This is a genomic window from Lactobacillus sp. ESL0679, assembly GCF_029433515.1.
GTDB lineage: Bacteria > Bacillota > Bacilli > Lactobacillales > Lactobacillaceae > Lactobacillus.
In genome coordinates, this window is sequence record NZ_JAQTIG010000003.1 from 158,905 (window position 1) to 184,736 (window position 25,832).

Here is a 25,832-nt window from a genome sequence, read left to right on the forward strand (position 1 = left end):
AGGATACGCCCTATGAAAATTTTGGTTGTTGATGATGATAAAGAAATCGTTGAGTTGTTGAGCATTTATTTAAAAAATGAAGGTTACACGCCAGTTGCGGCATATAGTGGTAAGGAGGCAATTACCCGTTTAACGACTACGCCAGATATTGCGTTAATGATTTTGGACGTCATGATGCCGAATATGAGTGGAATTGATGTGATTAAAGAAGTACGCAAGGATTCCGACATTCCGATTATTATTGTTTCAGCCAAGACTGGCGATATGGATAAGATTCAAGGACTGATTACAGGTGCTGACGATTATGTGTCAAAGCCGTTTAATCCGTTGGAAGTGATGGCTCGAGTGCGTTCATTACTGCGGCGCAGTCAAAAGCAGGTTAAGGATGAAAAGCCCGATGTCTTAGAGGTTGGACCGTTAGTGATTAACCGCGATTCACACGAAGTTAAGACAATTGACGGCAAGGACATCCAGTTAACTGCATTGGAGTTTGGTATTTTATATTTGCTAGCAAGCCATCCTAACCGGGTATTTTCAGCCGATGAGATTTTTGAACGTGTTTGGCAGCAAGAGTCGATTGTTTCTGCTAAAACCGTCATGGTTCACGTGTCGCACTTACGCGATAAAATCCAAAAGGCGACAGGCGGCGAAGATGTCATTCAGACTGTTTGGGGAGTTGGCTACAAAGTCGAGGCGTAATTAAATGAAAAAAGAACGCGTCAAGTTAACAGCTGCAGAAAAGAGTGAACTGTTTGCTGAAGGCGTCATTACGGTGGTATTACTGCTGCTACTTAACTTATCAATTATTATTTTGGTCAATTTGACAATTTTACGCGATAAGAATTTGATTAATGGCATTTACTTTCTTAAAAAAACTATCACGTTTTTTGGTGGTCGGCATATGTGGTCGTGGCAACACACCTTTTTGCTGTTAATGGGTGCCGGCGATTTAATTGTGCTGTATTGGCGCTTAATTCGTCGCTATCATCAGATGCAACTACGCCACGTGATTTCAGAATTGCATTATATTGCGCAAGGGCACTTTGACCATTGCATATCTTTTAAGGTGAAGACCGACTTGCAGAAGGTGATTGACTCAATCAATTCCCTCGTTGATAGTACGGTGACCGCAATTAATGAGGAAAAGGCGATTGAACAGTCCAAAGATGAACTGATTAGTAACGTTTCGCACGATATTCGAACGCCGCTAACGTCAATTATTGGTTATTTGGGCTTGTTAAAAACGGGAGTATCAGATCCTAAGGACCAGCAAAAGTACTTGGATATTGCCTATACCAAGGCCGAGCAGATGAAGTCTTTGGCGCATGACTTACTTGAATATACAACGCTTAAATCAACCACGACAAAATTAAATCTGTCGCCACTGCACATTTTTTCAATGTTAGAACAAGTAGAGGCGGGGTTTGAATTTGAAGCTGAAGAAAAAAACATCGAGTTTCAAATTGCGGTGCGTCCAAAGGATTTGACGATTCAGGCAGACCCGGAAAAATTGGTGCGAGTTTATAATAATTTGATTACTAACGCACTCAAGTACGGCAGCGGTGCAAGTCAGATTAATTTGATTGCTAATTTAGTCAATGACGATGAGGTTGAACTGCGGGTAGAAAACAACGGTGCCAAGATTCCGCAGGCGTCACTGAAGAAAATTTTTGAGCGCTTCTACCGTGTAGAAACCTCACGCAATACGCAGACTGGCGGCACAGGCTTGGGATTATCAATTACCAAAAGTATTGTCGATTTGCATCATGGTAAAATCCGCTGTGAATCCGATGATGACTGGACGCGCTTTATTATTCAATTGCCGTTAGATCTAAAGAATGATAAAACAACTGGCTAGCTGTGTTATAATTTTGACTGAGATAAAAAAACAGAGGGGCACAGAATGAGTATTTCCTTAAATACCTGTATTTTAATTTTGAAAGAACACCACTTGCTAAAATCGAGTGCTGTTCAAGATACTGTCGCGACTAAGATGGAATATGTATCATACGATTCACGTGACATTAAAACTAACACCTTGTTTTTCTGCAAGGGTGCTGGCTTTCGGCCGACTTACTTATCAATGGCTAAGGATAATGGCGCTAATTGTTACGTTGCCGAGCAGCCTTATCCAGAGGGTAAGGGGATGCACGCGTTAATTGTGCGCGATGTTTCTAAAGCGATGGCACTGCTGTCAGCAGCGTTTTTCCGCTTTCCTCAAGATGACCTATTTGTTGTGGCCATTACGGGAACAAAGGGTAAAACCACGACAGCTTACTTTTTAAAGGGGATGCTGGACCAAGTCAATGGTGGCAAGACAGCGCTGATTTCATCAGTTAATGATGTTGTTGGGACTAAACCCGAAGACAGCTTCAAGTCGAGTCTGACAACGCCGGAGTCGCTGGACTTATTCCGTGATATGCGGCGCGCGGTTGATAACGGGATGACGCATTTGGTAATGGAAGTTTCCAGCCAGGCTTATAAAAAGAACCGTGTCTTTGGTTTAACTTATGATTTAGGCTTTTTCTTAAATATTTCACCGGACCATATTGGACCGAATGAACACCCTAACTTTGCGGATTATCTGCACTGCAAATTACAGTTGATGGTTAATGCACGCAAGTGTATTATCAATGCTCAAAGTGATCACTTTGACGAAATTTACGCTGCCGCAACAACGACGACAGATCCGGATAGCATTTATCTATTTGCGGATGAAAAGTTCACTAATCCTAACTTGAAGGCACCGATTGACTTCCGCTTTTCTTCAGAAGAAAGTGATATGGCAGAAACCCGCTTCCAAGTTTTGTGCGCAACAGATAAGGCTAAGGAACTGGCAATTGCTGGGGATTATAAGTTGAAGATGCTGGGTGACTTTAACGAGTCAAACGGCACCGCCGCAATTATCGGTGCTGGGTTAGCTGGTCTAGATTATGCCGATGCTGCCAAGGGAATTAGTAACGTTACTGTGCCGGGCAGAATGCAAACGGAAGTAACTAAGGATCATGGGATTGTTGTGGTTGATTATGCGCATAATAAAGCATCGATGATGGCGTTAATGAGCTTTATGCAGCGCGAATTTAATAATCCTAAAATTATTGTGGTCGTTGGTGCTCCCGGAGATAAGGGTGTGTCGCGCAGACCTGGTTTTAGTCAAAGTTTAAATGCATACGCAGACAAGGCCTTTTTAACGTCAGATGATCCGGGATTTGAAGATCCGAAGGATATTGCAGAAGAAATTGACGCCGGTATCGATCATGCCAAGGTTGATGTAACGATTGAACTTGACCGCACGAAAGCCATTCATGATGCGATCAGTATGGCTCACTCTGGCGATGTTGTGTTAATTTGCGGCAAGGGTGCCGATGGTTTCCAAAAGGTGCGCGGTATTGATACCCCGTATCCATCAGATATTGTTGTTGCCCAGCAAGTCATTGACGAATTGGAAGGTCAGAGCGAGCACTTTAATAAGTAAAAGAGCAGAAAAATGAAGCATTTTTTTAGTATTATTGGTGGCATGGGGACAATTGCCACTGAAAGCTACGTTCGGTTATTGAATCATCGGGTAAAAATTGCGAAGGATCAAGATTATTTAAATTATATTTTGGTTAATGATGCGCAAATTCCAGATAGAACAGCGTATATCAAGGATCATACTAAGCCTAATTGTTTGGTAGACTTACGTGAAGATGTTTTGGGACAAGCAAAATTGGGGCCTGATTTTTTCGTTATGCCGTGTAATACCGCGCATTATTTTTACGATGACCTTGCCAAATTGACGGATATTCCGTTTTTGCACATGATGCGCATTGCCGTGCACAAGTTTGTTGAAAAGTACCCGGATGAACCTAAGATTGGCCTAATTGCAACCGAAGGATCGATCTATGACCATCTTTATGCCGATGAGATTAAGGCAGTTGGGCGTGAGGTTGAGCTTGGCGGACCAGAAATTCAACCGCTGGTAACTAAACTAATTTATGCTAATATCAAGGAAAAAGGCGTAGTTGATCACGATTTATACCATCATATTTTGCAATTAATGCATGATAAATATGGCTGTAACGTGATTTTGCTTGGCTGTACGGAATTGTCCTTGGCTCAGGAAAAGGCACCGGACCACCCATACAACGTGATTGATCCACAATCAATTATTGCTGATGTGGCAATTGAATTGTCGCTGAAAATACGTGCAGGAATGGATCCTAAAGAGGCTACTAAAAAGTATTTGTATTAAAGTTAAAAAGAAGAATCTGAAAACCCCAGATTCTTCTTTTTTTACGGAAAATTGTAATCGATTTCACATAATTGATTGACAATTTTGCAATTATAGTTTAGTGTATTATGTAAGTAATACAATACTAAATGATATTTGCAAAAGAGGTAGGACGATGCTTTATCTTTTATACATACTGGTTGGTTTATTAATTATTTTGGCTGTTAACTTGGCAGTAACTGCCTGCTTGACCCTTAGGGACATCTATCAACATCGCGATCAAGAACAATTAGCCTTTGGTAAGGCGTTTAAAAAGTACTTTATTAAAAATAACAATCTGCCAGTAAGTTTGACTGATTGGGAAATATTATTGAGCTAAACTACTAGAGCCAAGGGGAAGGAGCTTGTCTTTAATTACCTTTTGTAACTTTAACTATTGACATTTTGTAACGTCTAGCTTATTCTTAAAGTAATTGAATACGGTTTCTTCGGGGCAGGGTGTAATTCCTGACCGACGGTGACAGCCTAAGTAAGCTGAAGTCCGTGACCCGCGTACATCGCGGTGGAGCTAGTGTGAGTCTAGCACCGACAGTTAAAGTCTGGATGGGAGAAGAACAAATACGACTAATATTTGACTCGCGTCGTTTTGAGTGAACTTCGCTGAAATCATATTTGGTTAATAATGAATGGACCTCGCTGAAATAATCAACGGGGTCTTTTTTTGTGTATTTAGGAAGTGAAGATAGTGCAAGACAAGGATTACATGCAGATGGCCGTTCATGAAGCTTTAAAAGCACAGGGTGCGACTTGGACTAATCCGCTTGTTGGTGCGGTTTTGGTTAAAGATGGGCAAGTATTGGCAACAGGCTACCACCACCAATATGGTAAAGAGCATGCCGAGATTAACACGTTGTCGCATTTAGCTAAGCCAAGCCTAGCGCAAGGTGCGACTTTGTACGTGACGCTAGAGCCATGCAGCCATTACGGCAAGCAGCCACCATGTGCTAAGCGTGTAGTGGAAGTTGGCATTAAGCGTGTGGTAGTTGGTCAGGTAGATCCGCATCAAATTGTCGGCGGCAAGGGGATGCAATATTTAAATGAGCATGGCCTTGAAACCGAAGTAATTGGCGGTGTAGAGCAGTTATATGAGCGCTATAACTTTTTCTATCAAAAAAAGCGCCCGTTTGTCACGCTCAAGTATGCGATGTCACTTGATGGCAAAATTAATGAAGCTAAGCAGAAGCGAACGTTTTTAACAGGTGATGCAGCCCAAATTGATGTCCAAAAACTGCGGTGCCGTAATCAAGCGATTTTAATTGGTGCTAACACATTACGCATTGACGATCCGCAATTAACAGTAAGAATTAAGAATTTGCCAATTCCGCCAATTAGGATTGTAGTCACGCGGGATGCCAACCAACTTGATTTTACTAAGCAATTATTTCAATTACCGGAACAAATTTGGCTGCTTAGTGAACAACCATTAACTAAAAAAATAGGCGAAAACGTTGAATGTCTAACGGCTGAAAAATGGACGCCAGAAAAAATTGTGGCGTTACTTGCGCAGCGTGAAATCCAGTCACTACTAGTTGAAGGTGGCAGCCAGATTCAAGCTGAATTTATTGCCGCTGACTTGGCAGATGAAATTATTGCTTATGTTGCTCCGCAAGTTTTAGGCGGTACCGGCTTACCGGCAGCAGTTGGCCCAGCTTTAAGTACTAAATTGCAGTATCAACTTCTTAATGTCCAACAATTGGGTCAAGATGTGCGCATTTGCGCAAGGAGAGGATAAATGTTTACAGGAATAATTCAAGGCACGGGTAAAATTACGCGCTTAGACATTACAGAAAAGCATGCCAAGTTAGGTATTACTTCAGCCAAAATGGCCCAAAAAGATCTGCCACTTGGCGCCAGTATTGCGGTCAACGGTATTTGTCTGACAGTTACCGCTTGGAATGATGATGAGTTTACGGTCGATGTAATGCCAGAAACAATGAAGCGAACAAACTTAGGCAACCTTACTAATGGCAGTTTGGTTAATTTGGAGCCATCCGTTAGTGTCAACGGCACGCTTGACGGTCATATTGTTGCTGGTCATATTGATACAACGGCGGAATTAATTAAGCGTACAGAAACAGAAAATTCAATCGAGCTGCGCTTCCAAGTGCCGCACAAGTATGATCCGTATATTGTTGAAAAAGGCTCAATCGCAATTGATGGTATTAGTTTAACGGTCACAATGGCAGAAAACGATGTCTTTGGCGTTAGTCTGATTCCGTTTACTATTGCCAATACAACGTTAGCTAATTGCCAGGTTGGCGATCACGTTAATATTGAGGTTGATATGATTGGTCGTTACGCAGTTAAGCAGATTCAGGCGTGGAAAAAAGAATTTTAGGAGGATAAAAATGAAGGACGAATTAAACGAAAAAATGGCCAAAATTTTTGATCATATGAGAAATGGTGGCTTGGTTATCGTGGCAGATTCACCACAACGTGAGTCTGAGGGTGACATGATTGGTTTGGCAGAAAAAGTAACCCCGCAAATGGTTAACACCATGATTTCTAAAGCTCGCGGCCTATTATGTGTACCGATGAGTAAGGCATACGCTGACCGCTTACAATTAAGTCCACTTGAAACGGGTTCAAATGATACTTTCGGTACAGCCTTTACTCTTAGTGTCGACTCAACCGAGACAACAACGGGAATTTCTGCTTTTGATCGGGCTAAAACGATTAAAAAGTTGGCAGACCCTAATAGTCAATGGGATGATTTTTATCATCCTGGTCACGTCTTTCCATTGGTTGCCAAAGAAGGCGGCGTTTTAGAGCGGACTGGTCATACTGAAGCCGCACTTGATTTGGCTCGTTTAGCCGGAGTTGCCCCAGTCGGATTTATCTGTGAATGCATTAAAAAAGATGGTACGATGGCTCGCCGTAAGGACTTGAAGGCATTAGCAGAAGGGCTGGGCATTCCTTACTTGACAATTGAGGAATTAATTGAATACCGTAAACGGCAAGAAAATAAAGATTTGGCAATTGAATCCATTACTAAAGTTGATTTTCCAACTAAATATGGCCATTTCCAACTTGAAGGCTTTAGAGATAGTAAGCACCCAGACAAGCAGCCAACATTGCTAATTAGTAAGGGTAAAATTAAACCGGGTGAGCCACTCTTGTTGCGTTTGCACAGTGAATGTTTGACTGGGGATGTTTTTGGTTCTAAGCGCTGTGATTGCGGTGCACAACTGGCAGAAGCTTTGACTAAAATTGAAGAAAATGGCTCGGGTGCCGTGCTGTATTTGCGTCAAGAAGGCCGCGGAATTGGTCTGGAAAACAAATTGCGCGCATACAAATTGCAGGATGAAGGCATGAACACTGTTGAAGCTAATCAGCAATTAGGTTTGCCTGTTGATGCCCGCCGCTATAATGTTGCTGGCGAAATTTTACGCCAAAAAGGTATCACAGAAGTTAAATTAATGACTAACAATCCAGATAAGGTTGCCCAGTTAGAAAACTTTGGCGTGCAGGTAGTGGAACGAATTCCAATGGAAGTTGGTCTCACTGAGGAAAACAGACAATACTTGAGCACCAAGAAGCACGAAATGAATCATATTTTAAACGAGGTAGACTAAAATGAAAGAACTGACAGGAAAATTAGTGGCACAGCAAGATAAAAGAATTGGGATTGTGGTTGCCAAATTTAATGGTGTTGTGACTGATCGCTTGCTTAGCGGCGCTTTGGAACAATTGAAGATGTCCGGTGTATCTAGCGACAATATCGTTGTTGTTCACGTGCCAGGAGCATATGAAATTTCGCGGACTGTTAACTGTTTGGCTAAAAGTGGCAAGGTCGATGGCATTATTGCTTTGGGCGCAGTTATTCGCGGTGAAACTGACCACTATACTTATGTTTGTGAAGGTACAGCATCACAATTAGCAGCAGCCACTGCTAATGGCCCAGTGCCAGTAATGTTTGGCGTCTTAATGACCGATACTGTTGCTCAAGCAACTGATCGTGCTGGTGGTAAATCTGGTAATAAGGGTGCTGAATGCGCAACGGATATCTTAGAGGTTTTAAGCCTGGAAGAGCAAATCAACAATTTGTAATATTGCCATTTTTTCTTACATAAATACATGCTTAAAAAGCCATGACTGAGAAGAAGTCATGGCTTTTTTGTGATGTTAAATAATTTTATCGACAAAATCTTTTTTTAGAATTTGCGTTGCGTAGTTAATTTCATCTGTGAGTTTTGGTTGCGACTTGATTGTGGAAATAGAAAAACTAACGTTAATTTCATGTCTAGGTAGACGGACATAGTTGATATTAGACGGCTTTTGCTCATTAACAGCTTCGATACTGGTCGTCATATTTCCTAATCCTAGTTCAGCTAATTTAAGTGCAGTTGTGGAATCACGAACGTGGATAGTGGGATAGAATTCTAGGCCAATGTTGCTAAAGTAATTGTTGATAATTGCTTGGTAGCCTCGCTCACCATCGGTCACGATAAATTTTTCGTGATTGATTTTATTTAAATCCTGAGCTAACAGCTTGATTTCATGTTTACCAGCTTCGTATAAATGTGAGTGCCGTCCTAGAACCAAAACTTGTGCTGAAGTGTATAAGCTTTCATTTTTAACATTTGGTAGGAGAATCGTGTTGCCGACAAAAAGATCTAATTGCCCATCCTGAAAGGCTTTTTCGGCATCTGCCGTGCTTAATTCGAAAGTTTTGGTTTGCAGGTTAGGGAACTTTGCAAATAATTGCGGCAATACGACTAAGTTGAATCTTTCACCTAATGGCGGTGTAATTCCCATTTGTAAGGTAGGGAAATAATTTTTTTCATACTGCTTCATTTTTACTTTTAATTGATGCTGCAGCTGCAAGTTTTTCCGTAAATATTTAATTAATAGGTGCGCTGCCGGTGTTAATTTGATTGGCTTAGTATCGCGCTTAACTAAAATAACATTGTATTTTTGTTCGTACTTTTTAATGACGCGACTAAGATAGGGCTGACTCAAGTACAATTTTTGCGCCGCTTCCGAAATTGAATTGCTGTTTTCTAATGTTTCCAAAAAAATCAATAAGCGATTGTTCATTAATATTTACCTATACCTATTTTGTAATATTGATTTTAATAATTAAGTATTTCACATATTACCAATTATAGTATTTAATGAAAGCGTGAACAAGAACTTACTGATAGGAGGTTTACTTATGGTTAATAATCAAAAATTTCAATGGGATGCAGTTTATGATGTTGCCGTTCTAGGATTCGGTGGTGCTGGTGCTACTGCAGCAAGGTTTGCAGCAGATAATGGTGCAAAAGTTTTGCTAGTAGACAGTGCTCCAGAAGGACATGAAGGTGGTAATACAAGATATTCAGGTCAAATGGTCGGTGCTGGGACTGATTTTGAAGGTTTGAAAAATTATCACGAACACCTTGCAGCACCATTAAAGCCTGACAAAAAAGTTTTCAATGCCTTAATTGAAGGCATGGCTAACATGGGTGATTACTTTAGAAAATATTTAGACGTCGAGCCTGTGAGCATGAAAAAGCTGCTAGCTAATACGCCGTCAACTGCTTATGTGACAGAATATCCAGAATTACCTGATGCGGATTCTTATGATGCCTATTTGGTACATAGTGGTGTTGATGATGCAGCATTGTGGAAGATTTTACGGCAAAAGGTTTTAGATCGATCTGATAAAATTGATGTTTGGTATGCTTCACCTGCAAAACATTTAATTCAAGATGGCGCTACTAAAACGGTGATTGGCGTTCAAATTGAACGTGACCATGTTTTGCGCAATATTAAAGTGAATAATGGGGTTGTTTTAGCCGTTGGTGGTTTTGAAAATAATAAAGATATGATCCAAGGCTTCTTGCAATCCTCTTACTTGTCACCAATTGGTACTTTGTACAACAAGGGTGACGGCATTAAGATGCTCGAAGAAGTAAACGCACAATTATGGAATATGCGTTCATTTGAGTCACTAGGTCAATTCCACGGGTTGTCATTAAGACAAGAAGAAGGCGCGCGTTCAACGTATGCTCTGAATGTCTTTTGGCAAGAAAGCTCCACTGGTAGTGTCATCGTTGTTGGCGATGATGGTACACGTTACTTTAACGAAGCAGAAATGAATCGTCATGGTCATATTTATAATCATGGTGATTGGGTTGTGCCGTTGAACCAAAACCATCCTTACATGATTTTTGACCAACAAAAATATGATGAATTGAAGAATGAACCAGACGATGGCTTGAAAGTTCCAGGTTTCTTGGAAAAAGCGATTAAGGCATCATCGATAACTGAATTAGCGCAAAAGATTGGCAAGAAGCCAGAGACACTTACTAATACCATTGCAGAGTTTAATTTTATGGTTGAGCAAGGAAAGGATTACGCCTTTCATCGCGAACCACAAACTTTGCGTGAATTCAGTGAGAATGGCCCATATTATGCAATTGCTTTAAGACAAAATATGCTAAATACACAAGGTGGGGGACGTCGTGATGATCACGCTCAGGTGCTTGATCCTGATAACCAACCTATTCCGCACTTGTATGAAGCAGGTGAATTAGGCGCACCATTTGTTAATAAATATACTACTGGTGGTAATGTAGCTGACTGTCTGATCTCTGGTAAAATTGCTGGTGAAAATGCGGCAGCTGTTAAGCAAGAATTGCCAGTTTCAGGTGGAATTAACTTAAATGATGTAAGTATTAATCCTAACTTTGATGCAACTAGTGATGAAGATAATCAAAAGTACTCAACTAGTAAAAACCAATACCTTGGCTATAGTAATCAAGGAATGGGTGATGGGGTAGTTGTTCGGACCACTCTTAGCGATGATGGTAAGATTGCCAATATTGAAGTGTTAAAGCAAACTGAGAGCGATGATTATGGACTAAAGGCAGTTCAAGAACTTCCAAAGAAAATGATTGCAGCTAACACTTATGATGTTGATGCTGTATCTGGTGCTTCACAAACAAGTAAGGCGATTAAAGAAGCGGTTAAGGATTCGTTAAATAAAGTAGTGGAATGTAGGGTTAGTCAAAAGAATATTCTTTAGAGATTTAAGCCCTGAAATTAAATCAAATTATTAAATTTCAACATAGGACTAGCTTTCAATATTCTATTGAAGTTGGTCCTTTTGTATTAATTTTTTAAATGATTATTTTTAATATTGATTTCGTTATTTTGATATAAAAGCTTTAATTGCGATGGCGTCATATTGTAATACTTCAAAAAAGTATTGTACATAGTCCGGTAACTAACAAATCCTGATTCAGCAGCAATACTTTCTATACTATCATTGCTATTTATTAACTGGTCATATGCATTGCTTAAACGATACGAAGTAAGTAGCTCTTTAAAATTGGTACCAATTAATCGTTTGAACATTCGCGAGCAATATTCACTAGAATAGCCAAAATGCTGACTAAGACTGTCTAAAGAAATTTGAGTTTGGAAATTGTTTTTAACGTAATTAAGCATTTCAATTTTTAATTCTGTATTAGCAGTAGAAGTAGTCTCTTTGTCTAATTTTGTAATATGTTTAATTAAAGAATCCAAAACCAGAAAAATCTCCCCTTTAATTTTTAGATTAGTGCTTAAATCCTTATTTTTAGATTCTAATAGTGAGGTAACATATATTAATTTCTGTATCAGCAATTTATCTGATATAAGTTCATCATGTACTGTATTAATTGAAATATCCCAATCCGTTGCAAAATTTTCTCCTAAATTATAGCGTAGCCACTTCATAGGAATTTGTATACATAAAACGTGATTGGGTGAGGGACTAAATGTTGAATGTAATTGATTAGAACGAATATAGATTATGTCGTTTGGAGTCATTAAATATTGATTGTTAGAAATGCTAACACTTAAATGTCCCTCGATGCAGAAAAGCAGCTCTATCTGCTCATGCCAATGTAGAGGTATTTTTTTATTAGAATTTTTACCATGAAAAGTAAAAATCTTAAATGGTAAGCCTTGTTTGAACTTAATAATTTCGTGTTTTGATTGTTCCATATCCAAACCTTTAATAAGTAAAAAAAATACATATCTAAGTTAATTATATACATTTTACCAAAAATGAAAACGCTTATAATAATTAATGTAGGGAATATTAGTTGATAGGAGGATTAATTGTCATGAAAGAAAAAATGACAAAATTTTTTGAAAAAATTACACCTTTTTTAAATAAAGTGGGTGCAAATAAATATTTACAAACGATTATGGCTGCGATGCTAGAAATACTGGGGCCAATTATCTTAGGTTCGTTTGCCGTTTTAGGCGCTGTTTATGCTGCCAAATATAATTTGACGGGGATAGCAAATGTACTTAATGCAGTCAGTGCCGTTACTTTGAATGGTATGGCTTTATATATTGCATTTTTAATTGCTAAACACCTAGTGCCTTACTTTATTGAGGGGGATGATGGTAGTGCAGCAGGAATTATTTCATTAATGGTATTTTTGATTTTAGTTCCTCTAGGTCAAATTAAAGACAAAGGAGCTGCAATTACTGCGATTCCAACTACCTGGTTATCTTCTCAAGGTGTTTTCTCAGCTATGATTGTCGGAATTTTAGTTGCCAAATCATACGTATTTATGAAGCAACACAATTGGACTATCAAAATGCCAGCTGGGGTACCACCTATGGTTTCAGCTTCTTTTGCTAACTTAATTCCAGCAATTGTTGATGGCGTTGTAGCTATGCTGGTTAATTATCTCTTTACCTTAACTAGTTGGGGTAGTTTCCACCAAATGATCTTTTCAATTATTCAAACACCATTACAAAATATTGGTGGTTCAATTTGGGCAATGATCTTAGTATCACTATTAATGCAGATATTATGGTTCTTTGGCATTCATGGTACCAACGTACTTAATCCAATCGTTATGCCTATTTGGATGGCTTTGGATATGCAAAACCTTGAAGCATTAAAGACAGGTAAGCCACTGCCAAATATTATTGGGAATGCTTTTTTCACTATTGTAACTTGGAGCGGTACAGCTTTAGGATTAGTTTTATTAATGGTCTTGATAAGTAAGAGCAAGCGTTATAAAGAGCTAGGTCGATTAGCACTTATTCCTGCTCTTTTTGGGATAACTGAACCAACTGTATTTGGTACACCGCTAGTCCTAAACTTTAACTTTGCAGTGCCATTCATTACCAATAATACAATTGCAATTATAATTTCATATTTAGCAGTTAAGTTGGGAATTGTTGCTCGCTTTTCAGGAGTTCAAACCACATTTGGCTTACCAATAGGTGTATACGCCGCAGTTGAAGGTAGTGTTTCGATTATCATATTGCAACTATTTATTCAACTAGTGTTATCTCCATTACTATGGTACCCATGGTTTAAACATGCTGATAATCTTGCTTTGCAAGAGGAACAAAAAGCTGTTAATAAATAATAAAAAGGAATTTAATTAATGAAACAAGAAAGATTAGAAAAGCTATTAAATGAAATGTCCTTATCAGAAAAAATCGGACAATTAATCCAATTATCTGGTGATTTCTTTAAATCGAAAGATATTTCGTTTGGTCCAATTCAAAAATTGGGTATACCAGATAAATTAGTTGATTTAAGTGGCTCAATAATGAATGTTACGGGTGCTGCTGAAACTCAACGCTTACAAAAACAACAAATGGCTAAACAGCCGCATCATATCCCAGTTTTGTTTATGTCTGATGTTATTTATGGCTTTAAGACGATCTTTCCTATTCCAGTAGGTTTGGGAGCTACTTGGAATCCTGAATTAATCAAAGAAGCCTTTAAAGTAGCTGCTAATGAAGCTGCTGTGAGTGGTAATCAAGTTTGTTTTGCTCCAATGGTTGATGTCACACATGACCCGAGATGGGGAAGAACTTTAGAGTCTCCAGGAGAAGACCCATATTTGAATTCTTGTTTTGCTAAAGCAATGGTAGAGGGTTTACAAGAACAGCTACCTAATAAAAAAGGTCAGGTAGCTTGTGTTAAGCATTATGCTGCTTATGGTGCAGTTGAAGCTGGTCTGGAATATAATTTGGCCGATATGTCTATGAGTAATTTATTTCAAAACTACTTACCGCCTTATAAAGCTGCTGTTAAAGCAGGTTGTAAGATGGTAATGGCATCGCTGAATACATTGAATGGTGTTCCTGCAACGGCAAACAAATGGTTGCTAACTGATCTGTTAAAAAAGCAATGGGGCTTTAACGGCGTAATTATTAGTGATTACGCTTCTGTATACGAATTAATTAAACACGGATTTGCTGCAGATGAAGAAGATGCCGCTTTTAAGGCGCTTGATGCAGGAATTGATATTGATATGAAGTCACCCGTATATGCGAATGGTCTTCAAAAACTGGTCGAAAACGGCAAGTTAAGCATTACTAAAATTAATGAAGCTTGTATGCGAATTTTACAGTTGAAAAATGATTTAGGCTTGTTTGAAAATCCATATTTTGGTTCCTCAGAAATTGAAGAGCACGAATACACATTAAGTGATGATAATCGAAAGTTAGCTCGTAAAGTCGCTGACGAAGCAATTGTGCTGCTAAAAAATAATCATCAAGTTTTGCCTCTATCATCTAATGAAAAGGTTGCCTTAATTGGCCCTTATGGAGATGAAAAATCTTTGATTGGGATGTGGGCAGTTCACGGAGATATAAAAGATTGTGTTACTATTAAAGCCGCTTTAAGTTCTATATTAGGAACTAATTTAGGTTATGCACAAGGAACGGATATTACTCGTGACAAGCAAATGCTAGCTGGACTAGGGTTTCTCAATGAAGAACGAATTAGTAGAATTGTTTCCGATGATGAAACTGAAAATCAGAATCATCAAGCTGCTTTATCTTTAGCCAAGAAAGCTGAAACAATTATCTTAGCTGTTGGCGAAAATGTTTTTGAATCTGGAGAAGCAGGTTCGAAAACCAACCTCCACTTACCTAAAAATCAAGTGAAATTGATAAAAGATATTCATAATTTAGGTAAGAAAATTGTATTAGTTGTTATCAGTGGAAGACCACTGGTTTTAACCGATGTTATACAAGACGTAGATGCAGTTGTTGAATCATGGTTTCCTGGAACCGAAGGGGGCAATGCAATTGCAGATGTTCTATTTGGTAAGGTCTCACCATCAGGGAGATTATCAACAACTTTTCCATTCACAGAAGGGCAAGAGCCACTATATTACTCTCATTTAAGCACCGGACGACCACAAAAAGGATCACAACATGTTGGGCGTTTCGTTTCAAGATATATTGATGCTCCTAATGAGCCTTTGTTTCCATTTGGCTATGGTTTAAGTTATGCAGATGTTAAATATTCTGATTTACAAATAGAATCTGATGCTTTAAATGAATCAGATAATTTACGATTAAGTATTAAATTAGTTAATGATAGTCAGTGGTCACAAAAGGAAACGGTCCAAGTTTATTTTCATGATGATGTTGCAAGTATTGTTCAGCCTGTGAAACGTTTGGTTAGCTTTAAGAAAGTGACCGTCCCAGCAAAAACGAGTGTAAGAGTTACTTTTAGTATTCCAGCAACAGATTTTAGCTTCTTTGACAACACTGGGCATCCAAAATTAGAAAAAGGGAGTTTCCATTTATTTATTGGTCCAAATTCAAATGATGTAATTACAAAAGAATTTCAAATAATATAGAAAGAAACAAAATGAATAAATATAAAATAGTTGCAAGCTTAGCAGGAATAGTTTTGTTAGGATCTGGCGCAAATAGTGTTATACCTACTAATCCGATAAGCCAAGTTTATCAAGTAAAGGCTTCACAGATTAAGAAATATGTTTTAGTAAAGACTAAAACTGCTGCAAAAATTTATACTAAAAATGGCAAGAAAACCAGACAAAGAGTTCGTAAAGGCACATATTATCAGGTAACATTTGCGACAATTAACAAGCAACATTTTTATTATTTGGGCAAGAATAGATATATTAAAAAGGGCACTGCCACAGTAGTTGACAAAAAACCGCAACAAATAATTCTAACTAAGAATGCTAAAATTTATACTACTTTAGGTAAAAATACAGGTAAAAAGATTAAGAAAGGTAGTAAACGAAACTCATACGCAATACTAACATTGCACCACAAGAAGTATTATGTATTGGCTAATGGTACGTGTATTTTAAAGAGTACTGCTCATTTGGTTAAGCCAAACAAAGTAAGCGACACACAGCCTATTCAAGACACTGCTAATACGAAACCGACAGTACCTACTACATCGAATGCGCCTACTGTATCTAATTCCAGCACTGGTAATTCGGTTACTACACCTATTAATAACGAGACCGCTGCAAATACTCCTGCTATTAAACCCGGTACACAAGAAGCTTCCATTTATAGTTGGCTTAGTCAGATGCAATTGAAAAATGGGCTGATTGAAAGTGCAGAAGACAGTAATCAAGTGTCCTTATATGATAATGCTCTCTCAGCGATTGTTTTTACAGCAAATGGTGATTACGGTAAAGCAGAGAAGATTTTTGATTTCTTTAATAGCCATTTAGTAACTGAATTCGATGGGCAATACAAAGGCTTTGCTCAATTCCGTGACCGGAATGGTGTTCCGACAGATAACAAGCCAAATCGTTGGTTAGGAGATAATGCCTGGCTGTTAATTGCCTTAAATAATTATCAAGCAAAAACTGGTAGTAATAAATATGAAAAATTGACAAATGCTATGACAACTTGGATCCGTTCACTACAAGATACAGATGGTGGTCTTTGGGGAGGAACTGACCAAAATAATCAGCGGATTGGTAAAAATACCGAAGGAATCTTAGATGCATTCATTGCTGTTAAAGGTTACGATAATTTTCATCAAAACATTTTGAAATATCTTAAAAATAATCGTTTTAATCCTGAAACTGGGTTACTGAAAACTACTAATGATAATGGTAAATATATGTACGCTCTAGATATGATTTCTTGGGGTTTTGGTATGTTACAAGACTATCCCAAAGAAGCACTTCTTAAAGCTGATATGATGTACAATACTCAAACCGCAACAGCAAGTAAGAATGCAGTATCAGGCTATTCATTTGATATCGACCGTGATACCATCTGGATTGAAGGAACAGGTGAGATGGCTGTAGCGTTTAATATAGCAGGAATGCAACAAAAAGCAGACAACTTAATTTCTGAAATGAATAAGATGTTTATTTCTAGTAACAAATTTAAAGGTGCTGCTGGTCTACCTTATGCTACTAATCCTGGTACAGGTTACGGAACCAGTAATTTATGGGATGGTGTTGATACACATATTGCTATTTCATCGAGTGCTTGGTATGTTTTGGCCAAAATTCACTATAACCCTTATGGTTATGCTGGCGGAAGAGACAAAAACATTCCAGCAGCAGATAGATTCTATGTTAAATAATTGGTAACTAAAATTTAGAGGATCATAAAACTAGAAATTGGCTAATAAAATTTAAAAATATAGTTTCATTATTAAAGTATCAAGAAGAACATTGTTTATTTAACAATGTTCTTTTTTGAGTATAAAAGAAAGATCAAATATTTAAGTATTGCTGGCTTGGTTGATGTTATCTTATCGCTAATAAAGTAATATCTAGTAAGATATAAAATTTAAAGCTTGTTTTCGAGTATTTTTATTTCGAAAGCATATAAGCAAAGCTTTTGCTACAATATATAATAGTAAACATTGTGTGCCTTATTCATGGTATAAAAGAGGTATATTACATGAAGAATCAAGATAAAGAAATTTTGAAATTAGTTGGCCAGCAAACTAAGGTTTATCTAAAGAACTATGTTACCAAAGAAGCGCCGACGACTGAATTTATCGCAAATAAGTTAAACATAGAACGGTCAGTTGTTAGTAAAAGGCTAAATGAACTTTATAAAAATAAGCAATTAAGTAAGGTCAATACAAGACCAGTCATTTATTTGCAGCTTAAGGAAGAAACTCAAAATAATAAAGCATATACAAGTGTCCAAGATTTAAAAGCTAGTCAACGAAAGTCAATTTGGAGTCGAATCATTGGCTACAATGGCAGTTTGAAGGAGGCAATAGAACAGCTTAAAGCTGCTTTAATGTATCCACCAAATGGACTACCGGTCATTATTTTTGGTGAATCTGGAACTGGTAAAACTTTTATCATTAACAAACTATTCGAATATGCAAAGCAGCGTAAACTTTTTAATGATGAAGCGCAGTTGATTGTAATAAATTGTGCTCAATATGCGAATAATCCCGAATTGTTATCTAGTCTGCTTTTTGGCTACACCAAAGGAGCGTTTACCGGCGCGGATATTGATAGTAGTGGTGCTCTTCAGTCGGCAAATAATGGCATTCTATTTTTAGATGAAGTTCATCGATTGAGTGCCGAAGGCCAAGAAAAGCTCTTTACCTACTTAGATACTGGGTACTTTTCTCCAGTAGGTAATAATGCCAAAAAATTAAAAAGTAAAGCTAGATTATTTTTTGCTACAACAGAAAAGGAATCTGATTTTTTGCAAACCTTTTTGCGTAGAATACCCATTAAAATTACACTACCATCCCTAGACCAGCGGGGAACATATGAAAAAAGAGTTTTAACTTACGCTTTACTGATTGAACAAGCTAAACATATTAATTGTAATATCAAGATTTCTAAGCAATGTCTTAGTTTAATTTATCATAGTCATTTTCATGCCAATGTTGGTGAATTAAAGAATTTATTACAGAACATTGTTGCTCAAAAATATGCAAAAACCACCCAAAATCAAGAAATAGAAATAAAGATCGGCGACTTGCCAGGAGCTATTCTGGGACAAATGTCTAAGGATACTTATCCTTTAAGCCAGGGCCAAGAAAAGTGTGTTTTTCATGCTACCGATACTATTCAAGAGCTATTTAATTCTGATAATAAAGAGTATATTTCAAAAATCGAAGCTTCTTGGCAATGCTTATTAAGCCTACAGAACGACCAAATAGCAGATAGAGCAAGTTACTACAAAGTCGTAGAAAAAGAAACACATGAGATTTTATATTCAACTTACAGTACCGACCGGTCACTGATTACTGATTACACCAATGTGCTAACAAATATTTTTAATGTCGTACAAATTGATTCGCTAAGTCTTAAAAACTCATCTATTTATGATTTTGCTGTCTATATTTACTATTTAATGAGAAATGAGTTCGATCATGACTACACTACTGACAAAAATGTCGCTAAAATTGAGCAACTTTTTGCACCAGAACTACAGCTAATTAATAAAATGGCCCCACTAATTGAAATGCGTTTTGAAATAAAACTGAGAAAATGTGATTACTTGTGGCTAGCCATTTTGAGTTCAAATGATAATTTTACAGTTTCGTCTAAGGTACCAGCAATTGTAGTAGCACATGGCTATGCCACAGCAAGTAGTATGGCTGATACTTGCAATCATTTTTTGCAAAGCGCAGTTTTTACGGCAATTGATTTAAAGCCTGACGTTTCCCGTGCTGAAATGATTGCAAATTTGAAAGATTTAATCAAAAGAATTAACCCGCAAGATGGCTTAGTAATATTAATGGATATGGGCGCACTGGATTCAATTATTGAACCAATTAGAAATGACTGTAATTGCACCTTACTAGTAATCAATAATGTTAGCATGGCTGTAATTTTAGAAATTGGGAATAAGCTATTGCAACAAAAGGGATTACATGCGATCCAACATGATTTACCTAGAGATACTATTAAAAGCAAGCTTTGTGTTCCCAGAGTTGCTGCAGCTGCCACAATTATTACTACCTGCATGACTGGCGTCGGTAGTGCGCAAAGGATTAAGACAATGCTAACTCAAAGCTTTACTAATCTGGTAAATGTTCAAGTAGAAGCCTTTGACTTTAAGGAGTTAGTAAATTATCGCGACTTAAATTTATTTTTAAATAAAAACGTGATTGCAATTATAGGTATTGATAATCCTGATGTCCCCGGAGTGCCATATTTTGGTCTAGAAGAAATTATTTCAGGTGCCAAAATAGAGGGCTTAAAGCGAATTCTAGAGCCATTTTCAACTACTAAAAAAATCGAATTATGGGAAAACCGGCTAATTGAGAACTTTTCTCTAAACAGAATAATAGATACCTTAACCATTATTTCTCCAGATAAGGTAATGAAAGTCATCAGTAAATATTTAACAGGCATTCAAAAAGATTTAAATATGAAAATTCCCAATAAGGTCGCAATCTCATTGTATGTTCATATTGCGAACATGGTTGAAAGAATTATCCGTGGTAATGAAATCGAAGCATACGAGGGAGACAACAAGAACATTGTTAAAGACGGCTACTTTAGTGTGCTAAAAAAGCATAATAGTGTGCTGGAAAATGAATTTTTAATTAAAATCACTGATCCGGAAATCGCATACATAAGAGATATTCTTCTATTGAGTTAAGCGCTCGCACAGTACTTGGCACACCTTTTGCTATAAAGTCAGTGAATATCTTATTTAGTAAAAGGGAGGTCATTATGTGAAAGATATTATTTTAGCTACTCATGGTAACTTGGCTTTTGAGTTTAAGAAGACAGCTGAATTAATCGTTGGTCACATTGATAATATTCAATGCTTCGGAATGACTAAAGATAAATCTGCTGTGGAAGGGCAAAAAGAGTTAGAAAATCTAATCAAAAATACTGACGAAGATAATCTGATCATCTTAACTGACTTATATGGTGGTAGTTCCAACAACATTTGTACTGAATTGTTGCTAAAAGGTCACCACTTCCAACTACTTTCAGGTCTTAATTTACCGTTATTGCTTACATTTTTAACGATTGATTCTGCAAACATGACATCAAAAGAATTAGTTAAGCAATTAAGGGAAGCAGGAGTTGCCGGCATTATCGACGTTAGTGAAAAGATTGAAAGAGGTGTGGCTAGCGATGATTAAATTAGTTCGTGTTGATGAAAGATTATTACATGGTCAGGTTGCGATTGGTTGGACTTCCAATTCAGGTGCAAACACAATTCTAGTGGCAAATGATGAAGCTCAACAAGATAAGGTTAAAGCAATGGCATTAGATTTGGCCAAGCCTGCTGGTGTTAAGCTCTACATTCGAAACGTGGCTGAATCAGGCGAAATTGTTAATAAATTTGCTTCTGCAAAGAAAGCACAAGTATTAGTTTTGGTACGCAATATTCAAGATGCTTTAAAACTTATTAAGGGTTCAAACGGCGCTATTACAAACTTAAATGTTGGTGGCGTTAAATTTGAAGATGGCAAGAAAAAGTTAAATGATTTTGTTGCTGTTTCGGATCAAGACGTTGCAGATCTGAAAGAAATTCAAAAGATGGGAGTTGAACTTGATTTCAGGATGTTACCTAGAGATAAGAAGCTAAGTCTTTCTGATTTATTGGGGAGTGATAAATAATGATACAAGCTTTATTAATCGGCTTAATTGCCGGTATCGGTATGCTTGATGAACGTGTATTGGGTGCGACTTTATTTTGTAGACCTATCGTTCTAAGCCTTTTTGTAGGTTTAGCATTGGGCGATTTAAAACAAGGAATTATTATTGGTGCGCAGCTTGAATTAGTTTGGATGGGAATTGCCGGTATCGGTGCTTCAACTCCTCCAGACTACGTTACTGGTGGTGTCATTGGTACAGCAATGGCAATTATTTCACACCATGGTATTGGGATTGCTTTAACGATTGCAGTTCCTGTTGCAGTTTTAGCTGCTAACCTCGGTACCTTAGTTCGTGTTGGTAACCTATGGTTTTCTCATAAAGCAGAAAAATATGCGGAAACGGCTAATTTTAGAGGGGTAAACATGATGTTGCTTTTGCCAACGATCTTATTCTTCTTTAGTGCTTTTATCCCTGCTTTTTTAGCAATGCTTGTGGGTTCTTCAACAATCAATGTAATCATTAACGCTATTCCTAAAGTAATTTTAGACGGCTTAACCATTGCCGGTAATCTCTTACCAGCCGTTGGTTTTGGCTTATTACTTGATATGCTATTTTCGAAAAAGCTGTTTGTATTCTTCTTCATTGGTTTCTTTCTCTGCGCTTATCTGAAATTAGACATTACTGGTATTGCAATTCTCGCAATTTGTTTAGCCATTGTGATAACTATCTTTGGTAAGAATAATAATGATTCTTCTGACCAAAAAGATGAAACAAAGACAGAAGATAATTTAACGGAAGGGGATATTGATTTTGAATAAGAAAACTTTAACCAAAAAAGACCTCCACTCAATCTTTTGGCGTGCATTTGCACTACAAGGTGGTTTTAACTACGAAAAAATGCAAAATATTGGCTATGCTTATGCAATGGAACCTGCCATTAAACGCTTATATTCATCGGCTAAAGACCGAGCTGCTGCTTTAAAACGTCACTTAGCACTGTTTAATTGTACGCCAGCAATGACCCCAACAATTTTGGGTATTTCTTGTGCTATGGAAGAGCAATATGCCAATAATCCTGACGAAATCAATCCTGATTCAATCAACTCTGTTAAAGCATCCCTGATGGCACCATTTTCTGGAATTGGTGATTCAATTTTATTTGGTACCTTTAGAGTAATCGCAGCTGGTGTCGGCGTGTCATTCTCAAAGCAAGGAAATATTTTAGGCCCGATCCTATTCTTCGTACTTTATAACTTACCAGCAACTTTACTTAGAGTATTCGGCCTCAAGTATGGCTATGAGTGGGGTGTAGAGTCACTCGACAAAGTGCAAAAAAATGGTGTTATGGATCAAATCATGCAAATCGTTGGAATAGTCGGCATGATGGTCGTAGGTGGCATGGTCGCAACTATGCTGCCAGTAACTACACCTCTTAAATTTGCAATGAGTGGTGCAACAATTAAAATTCAATCAATATTAGACAAAATTATTCCTGAAATGCTACCGCTGTTAGCTACTTTGTTAGTATTTTGGCTAATCAGAAAGAAAGTAAGTACGTCAAAATTAACAATTAGCGTTTTGATTTTAGGTATTTTATTACACGTTATTGGGATTTTATAAGGGAGATTTAAAAAATGAATTTAATTCAGCAATATATTTCAGAAACACCAAAGCAATTGGACAAAATTGTTAAGGGTAGTAAGGAGCTTTTCGCTAATGTAGCAAAAAGAGATATTAATAAAATTATTATTACTGGTTCAGGTACCAGTTACCATTCAGGTTTGCAAATGCAATCTTTGATGAGAAAACGTTCCGGAATTGAAGTTCTCGCTTTTTATCCCTTTATGCTAACGCCTGACTTCTTTGTTGGCGACAACACACGCACATTGCTCATTGGTATTTCACAAGGTGGCAGCAGCTTTAGTACCTTTAACGCTATGAAGACTGCTAAAAAAGCTGGCTGCATTGTTGGCACAATGGCTGGCGAAACTGGTGCCTACATTGACCAAATTGCAGACGAAGTTATGACCGTTAATATCGGTGAAGAAAAGGCTGGAGCAAAGACCAAAGGTTATTATTGTACGAAATTAAATTTGCTACTGTTAGCTGATTACATTGGACTTGAAAGCGGTAATCTAACTAAAGACCAATTTGACGAAGATATTAGTAATCTAAATCAAACGCTAGAGCAATTCCCTCATGCTTATGACCGTGCTTACAAGTGGGTTGAAGAACATAAAGAAAAGTTAGCAAAGACTGATAATTTACGTGTAGTTGGACCTTCTATGCTGTATGGGGATGTCTTAGAAAGTTCACTCAAAGTATTGGAAACTTGTCGGATGCCAGTTACCGGGTATGACTTTGATGAGTTTATTCATGGTATTTATAATGCAATGAACGAAAAAGCTAGTGTCGTTATCTTAGACAATGGTACAGAGCCACGTTGTCAAAAGATGATTGAGGTCTTAGGCGATTGGACCAACAACTTATATTTGGTTGATACTTCTGACGCTAACAATGGTAATCACTTTGGTTACGACGTTGATGTCCCTAAGGACTTTGAAACTTTTATTTACCCAATGCTTATGCAAGTAATGGCATCAATCGTTCCAACTGTTATGGGCTTTGATCCCAATACTCCTAAAGACCCTAACTTCCACATGAAGCTGGGTAGTAAAAAATTTAACCACTAATTATTAAGTAGAGCATTGATAACCGACTGGCTACTAAAAAGTGGTGGCTGGTCCGTTCACTCTTAAATTATGCAACAGGGGAGATACTCCTATCATATCCAAAAAGGCACTAACCAATTATTTGGCTAGTGCCTTTTCTTCATCTATTTCTTCTAAGATTAGCGAATTACCACAGTTACTTTATCCGATTGTGCAAGCTTACGACTTAGCCTTTTCGTTTTAGTTAAAGACTTAGCTTCATTATTTTCATTTGTGACTGGTAGCTGCCTGTACTTTGGTACTAGTACAAAACGTTAGTAAATTCAATAATAGCAAAGCCTTCTAAATAATCATTCTTATTCCTCCAAGTTTTATTATTTAGAAGGCTCGACAATATATTTTTACATGACATTTTCTTTTAAAAAATTCTTTACTCCTCGCCTAGCACCTTTATTTTTCTTTAGGTGCAGCAACAGAAGCTCTTACTTTTAATTTAGGATGATGAACAATGGAATTAAGTTTTTTACCCTGAATTAATTTCAAAATTCCCTGACCAGCTTCTTTACCAACAGAGGTTCGCTCGTAATTCATTGTTGTTAAGCTGGGAGTTAAGTATGCGGCTGAGTCAAAATCATCAAATCCAACTAGTGAAATATCCTCTGGGACTTTCAACTGCATTTTTTTAAGCATATCTAAGACTAATAATGCCAAGCTGTCATTGTAGCAAGCGATTGCCGTCGGTCTTTGACCATCTTTTAGGTAAAAGGCTATTTTTTTACTGATTGTTTGAAAAGGATCATGAGAATTGTACATGATAATACTGCTGTTAGAGAGATTGGAGCTGGTCTCTTGGTAAGCTTTCATGAAGCCATTCATTCGGTGTACACCTTGAAGATCATCTACCTGAAATATTCCTAGTATTCGCTGGTGCCCCATACTAAGTAGGTATTTGATGAGTTCTGTTTCTGCTGCCTCATCATCATTTGTGATTGATGGAAAGTTTAACTTAGGGTATTCAGCGTTAATAAATAGTAGTGGAATTTTACTCTTAGCGACTCGTTTATAGATATCGAGATTAGGACTAGGCTTAGCACTTTCGCTTGGTTCGACAATTAAACCCGCAATTTGTGAATCAAGCATTTTAATTAAGCTTTCACGTTCTTTTTTTGGGTGGTTATGTGTATTAGCGATGAGAAGTGAGTATTCTTTTGTACTGATTTCAGTGTCAATCTGTGAGATTATCTTGGGGAAAATATAGTCTGCGATATGAGTACAAATTAATCCGATTGTTTTACTTTCGGGATTAATTTGCCATTTTTTGTTCCAGTCCTGAATAAACATTCCGCTACCTTGAACCTTATATATTAAATGCTCATCTTGCAATTCAGATAATGCTTTACGAACAGCATAACGTGATTTATTAAAGCGATGCATTAGTTCAGTTTCTGTTGGTAATTTTTGATTAACTCGAAAGTGTCCAAAAGTTATTTCTTTTTTAAGAGTTTCTTTGATTGCGAGATAATCGCTTTTCATTTAAGGGACCTCCGTTTTATTTAAACAAATTATATATTATAAAAAATA

The 25,832-nt window shown here is 37.4% G+C and carries 22 protein-coding genes and 1 riboswitch; of the genes, 19 read left to right on the forward strand and 3 right to left on the reverse strand.

Going from position 1 to position 25,832, the window contains the following annotated elements:
* The first annotated feature begins 12 nt into the window (after nt 1–12).
* The 9 genes from PT287_RS05415 (at nt 13) to ribH (ending at nt 8,323) form a co-directional block, all read left to right on the forward strand.
* Nucleotides 13–699, forward strand: coding sequence for a response regulator transcription factor (locus PT287_RS05415; RefSeq protein WP_277133269.1), 687 nt, complete (start codon nt 13–15; stop codon nt 697–699).
* 4 nt (nt 700–703) lie between these two features.
* Nucleotides 704–1,858, forward strand: a complete 1,155-nt coding sequence (locus PT287_RS05420; RefSeq protein ID WP_277133271.1) for a HAMP domain-containing sensor histidine kinase — start codon at nt 704–706, stop codon at nt 1,856–1,858.
* A gap of 45 nt (nt 1,859–1,903) precedes the next feature.
* A complete protein-coding gene (locus tag PT287_RS05425; RefSeq protein WP_277133272.1) occupies nt 1,904–3,475 on the forward strand; it encodes a UDP-N-acetylmuramoyl-L-alanyl-D-glutamate--2,6-diaminopimelate ligase in 1,572 nt (523 codons plus the stop codon).
* Between the two features lie 12 nt (nt 3,476–3,487).
* Nucleotides 3,488–4,234 (forward strand): amino acid racemase, encoded by a 747-nt coding sequence (locus PT287_RS05430; protein ID WP_277133274.1) that lies wholly within the window; start codon nt 3,488–3,490, stop codon nt 4,232–4,234.
* Between the two features lie 154 nt (nt 4,235–4,388).
* A complete protein-coding gene (locus tag PT287_RS05435; protein ID WP_277133275.1) occupies nt 4,389–4,592 on the forward strand; it encodes a hypothetical protein in 204 nt (67 codons plus the stop codon).
* 101 nt (nt 4,593–4,693) lie between these two features.
* Nucleotides 4,694–4,832, forward strand: a riboswitch (FMN riboswitch).
* Nucleotides 4,833–4,958: 126 nt separating this feature from the next.
* On the forward strand, nt 4,959–6,005 hold the full coding sequence (gene ribD / locus PT287_RS05440; protein ID WP_277133277.1) for a bifunctional diaminohydroxyphosphoribosylaminopyrimidine deaminase/5-amino-6-(5-phosphoribosylamino)uracil reductase RibD: 1,047 nt from the start codon (nt 4,959–4,961) through the stop codon (nt 6,003–6,005).
* A complete protein-coding gene (gene ribE / locus PT287_RS05445) occupies nt 6,006–6,611 on the forward strand; it encodes a riboflavin synthase (protein ID WP_277133278.1) in 606 nt (201 codons plus the stop codon).
* Nucleotides 6,612–6,621: 10 nt separating this feature from the next.
* A complete protein-coding gene (ribA, locus tag PT287_RS05450; protein ID WP_277133280.1) occupies nt 6,622–7,848 on the forward strand; it encodes a GTP cyclohydrolase II in 1,227 nt (408 codons plus the stop codon).
* A 1-nt stretch (nt 7,849) separates the two neighbouring features.
* Nucleotides 7,850–8,323 (forward strand): 6,7-dimethyl-8-ribityllumazine synthase, encoded by a 474-nt coding sequence (gene ribH / locus PT287_RS05455; RefSeq protein WP_277133281.1) that lies wholly within the window; start codon nt 7,850–7,852, stop codon nt 8,321–8,323.
* Between the two features lie 75 nt (nt 8,324–8,398).
* On the opposite strand, the gene PT287_RS05460 is transcribed toward ribH, so the two are convergent.
* Nucleotides 8,399–9,313, reverse strand: coding sequence for a LysR family transcriptional regulator (locus PT287_RS05460; RefSeq protein WP_277133283.1), 915 nt, complete (start codon nt 9,311–9,313; stop codon nt 8,399–8,401).
* Nucleotides 9,314–9,431: 118 nt separating this feature from the next.
* On the opposite strand from PT287_RS05460, the gene PT287_RS05465 reads away from it, so the two are divergent.
* Nucleotides 9,432–11,288 carry an FAD-binding protein gene (locus tag PT287_RS05465; protein WP_277133284.1) on the forward strand — a complete coding sequence of 619 codons (1,857 nt, stop codon included), beginning with the start codon at nt 9,432–9,434 and terminating at the stop codon, nt 11,286–11,288.
* Nucleotides 11,289–11,374: 86 nt separating this feature from the next.
* Here the strand turns inward: PT287_RS05465 and PT287_RS05470 are convergent, their stop codons facing one another.
* Nucleotides 11,375–12,253, reverse strand: coding sequence for an AraC family transcriptional regulator (locus PT287_RS05470; protein ID WP_277133286.1), 879 nt, complete (start codon nt 12,251–12,253; stop codon nt 11,375–11,377).
* Nucleotides 12,254–12,375: 122 nt separating this feature from the next.
* On the opposite strand from PT287_RS05470, the gene PT287_RS05475 reads away from it, so the two are divergent.
* The 9 genes from PT287_RS05475 (at nt 12,376) to PT287_RS05515 (ending at nt 24,272) form a co-directional block, all read left to right on the forward strand.
* Entirely contained in the window at nt 12,376–13,647 is a 1,272-nt protein-coding gene (locus PT287_RS05475; RefSeq protein WP_277133288.1) for a PTS transporter subunit EIIC, read from the forward strand.
* 18 nt (nt 13,648–13,665) lie between these two features.
* A complete protein-coding gene (gene bglX, locus PT287_RS05480; RefSeq protein WP_277133290.1) occupies nt 13,666–15,885 on the forward strand; it encodes a beta-glucosidase BglX in 2,220 nt (739 codons plus the stop codon).
* 11 nt (nt 15,886–15,896) lie between these two features.
* Nucleotides 15,897–17,615, forward strand: a complete 1,719-nt coding sequence (locus PT287_RS05485; protein WP_277133291.1) for an SLAP domain-containing protein — start codon at nt 15,897–15,899, stop codon at nt 17,613–17,615.
* Nucleotides 17,616–17,938: 323 nt separating this feature from the next.
* A complete protein-coding gene (locus PT287_RS05490; RefSeq protein WP_277133294.1) occupies nt 17,939–20,623 on the forward strand; it encodes a sigma 54-interacting transcriptional regulator in 2,685 nt (894 codons plus the stop codon).
* Nucleotides 20,624–20,699: 76 nt separating this feature from the next.
* Entirely contained in the window at nt 20,700–21,119 is a 420-nt protein-coding gene (locus tag PT287_RS05495) for a PTS mannose transporter subunit IIA (protein ID WP_277133296.1), read from the forward strand.
* Entirely contained in the window at nt 21,112–21,600 is a 489-nt protein-coding gene (locus PT287_RS05500; RefSeq protein ID WP_277133298.1) for a PTS sugar transporter subunit IIB, read from the forward strand. Before PT287_RS05495 ends, PT287_RS05500 begins: the two co-directional genes overlap by 8 nt.
* On the forward strand, nt 21,600–22,397 hold the full coding sequence (locus tag PT287_RS05505; RefSeq protein ID WP_277133300.1) for a PTS sugar transporter subunit IIC: 798 nt from the start codon (nt 21,600–21,602) through the stop codon (nt 22,395–22,397). The genes PT287_RS05500 and PT287_RS05505 overlap by 1 nt, the downstream gene beginning before the upstream one ends.
* Complete coding sequence (locus tag PT287_RS05510) at nt 22,390–23,199, forward strand: PTS system mannose/fructose/sorbose family transporter subunit IID (protein ID WP_277133302.1); 810 nt, start codon at nt 22,390–22,392, stop codon at nt 23,197–23,199. The genes PT287_RS05505 and PT287_RS05510 overlap by 8 nt, the downstream gene beginning before the upstream one ends.
* Before the next feature lie 14 nt (nt 23,200–23,213).
* The gene (locus PT287_RS05515) at nt 23,214–24,272 is read left to right on the forward strand and encodes an SIS domain-containing protein (RefSeq protein ID WP_277133303.1); all 1,059 of its coding nucleotides are present in this window, start codon (nt 23,214–23,216) and stop codon (nt 24,270–24,272) included.
* Between the two features lie 429 nt (nt 24,273–24,701).
* Here PT287_RS05515 and PT287_RS05520 read toward each other — a convergent pair whose 3' ends face one another.
* Nucleotides 24,702–25,784: a GntR family transcriptional regulator gene (locus PT287_RS05520; protein ID WP_277133305.1), complete on the reverse strand. Its 1,083-nt coding sequence runs from the start codon at nt 25,782–25,784 to the stop codon at nt 24,702–24,704.
* Between the last annotated feature and the right edge of the window lie 48 nt (nt 25,785–25,832).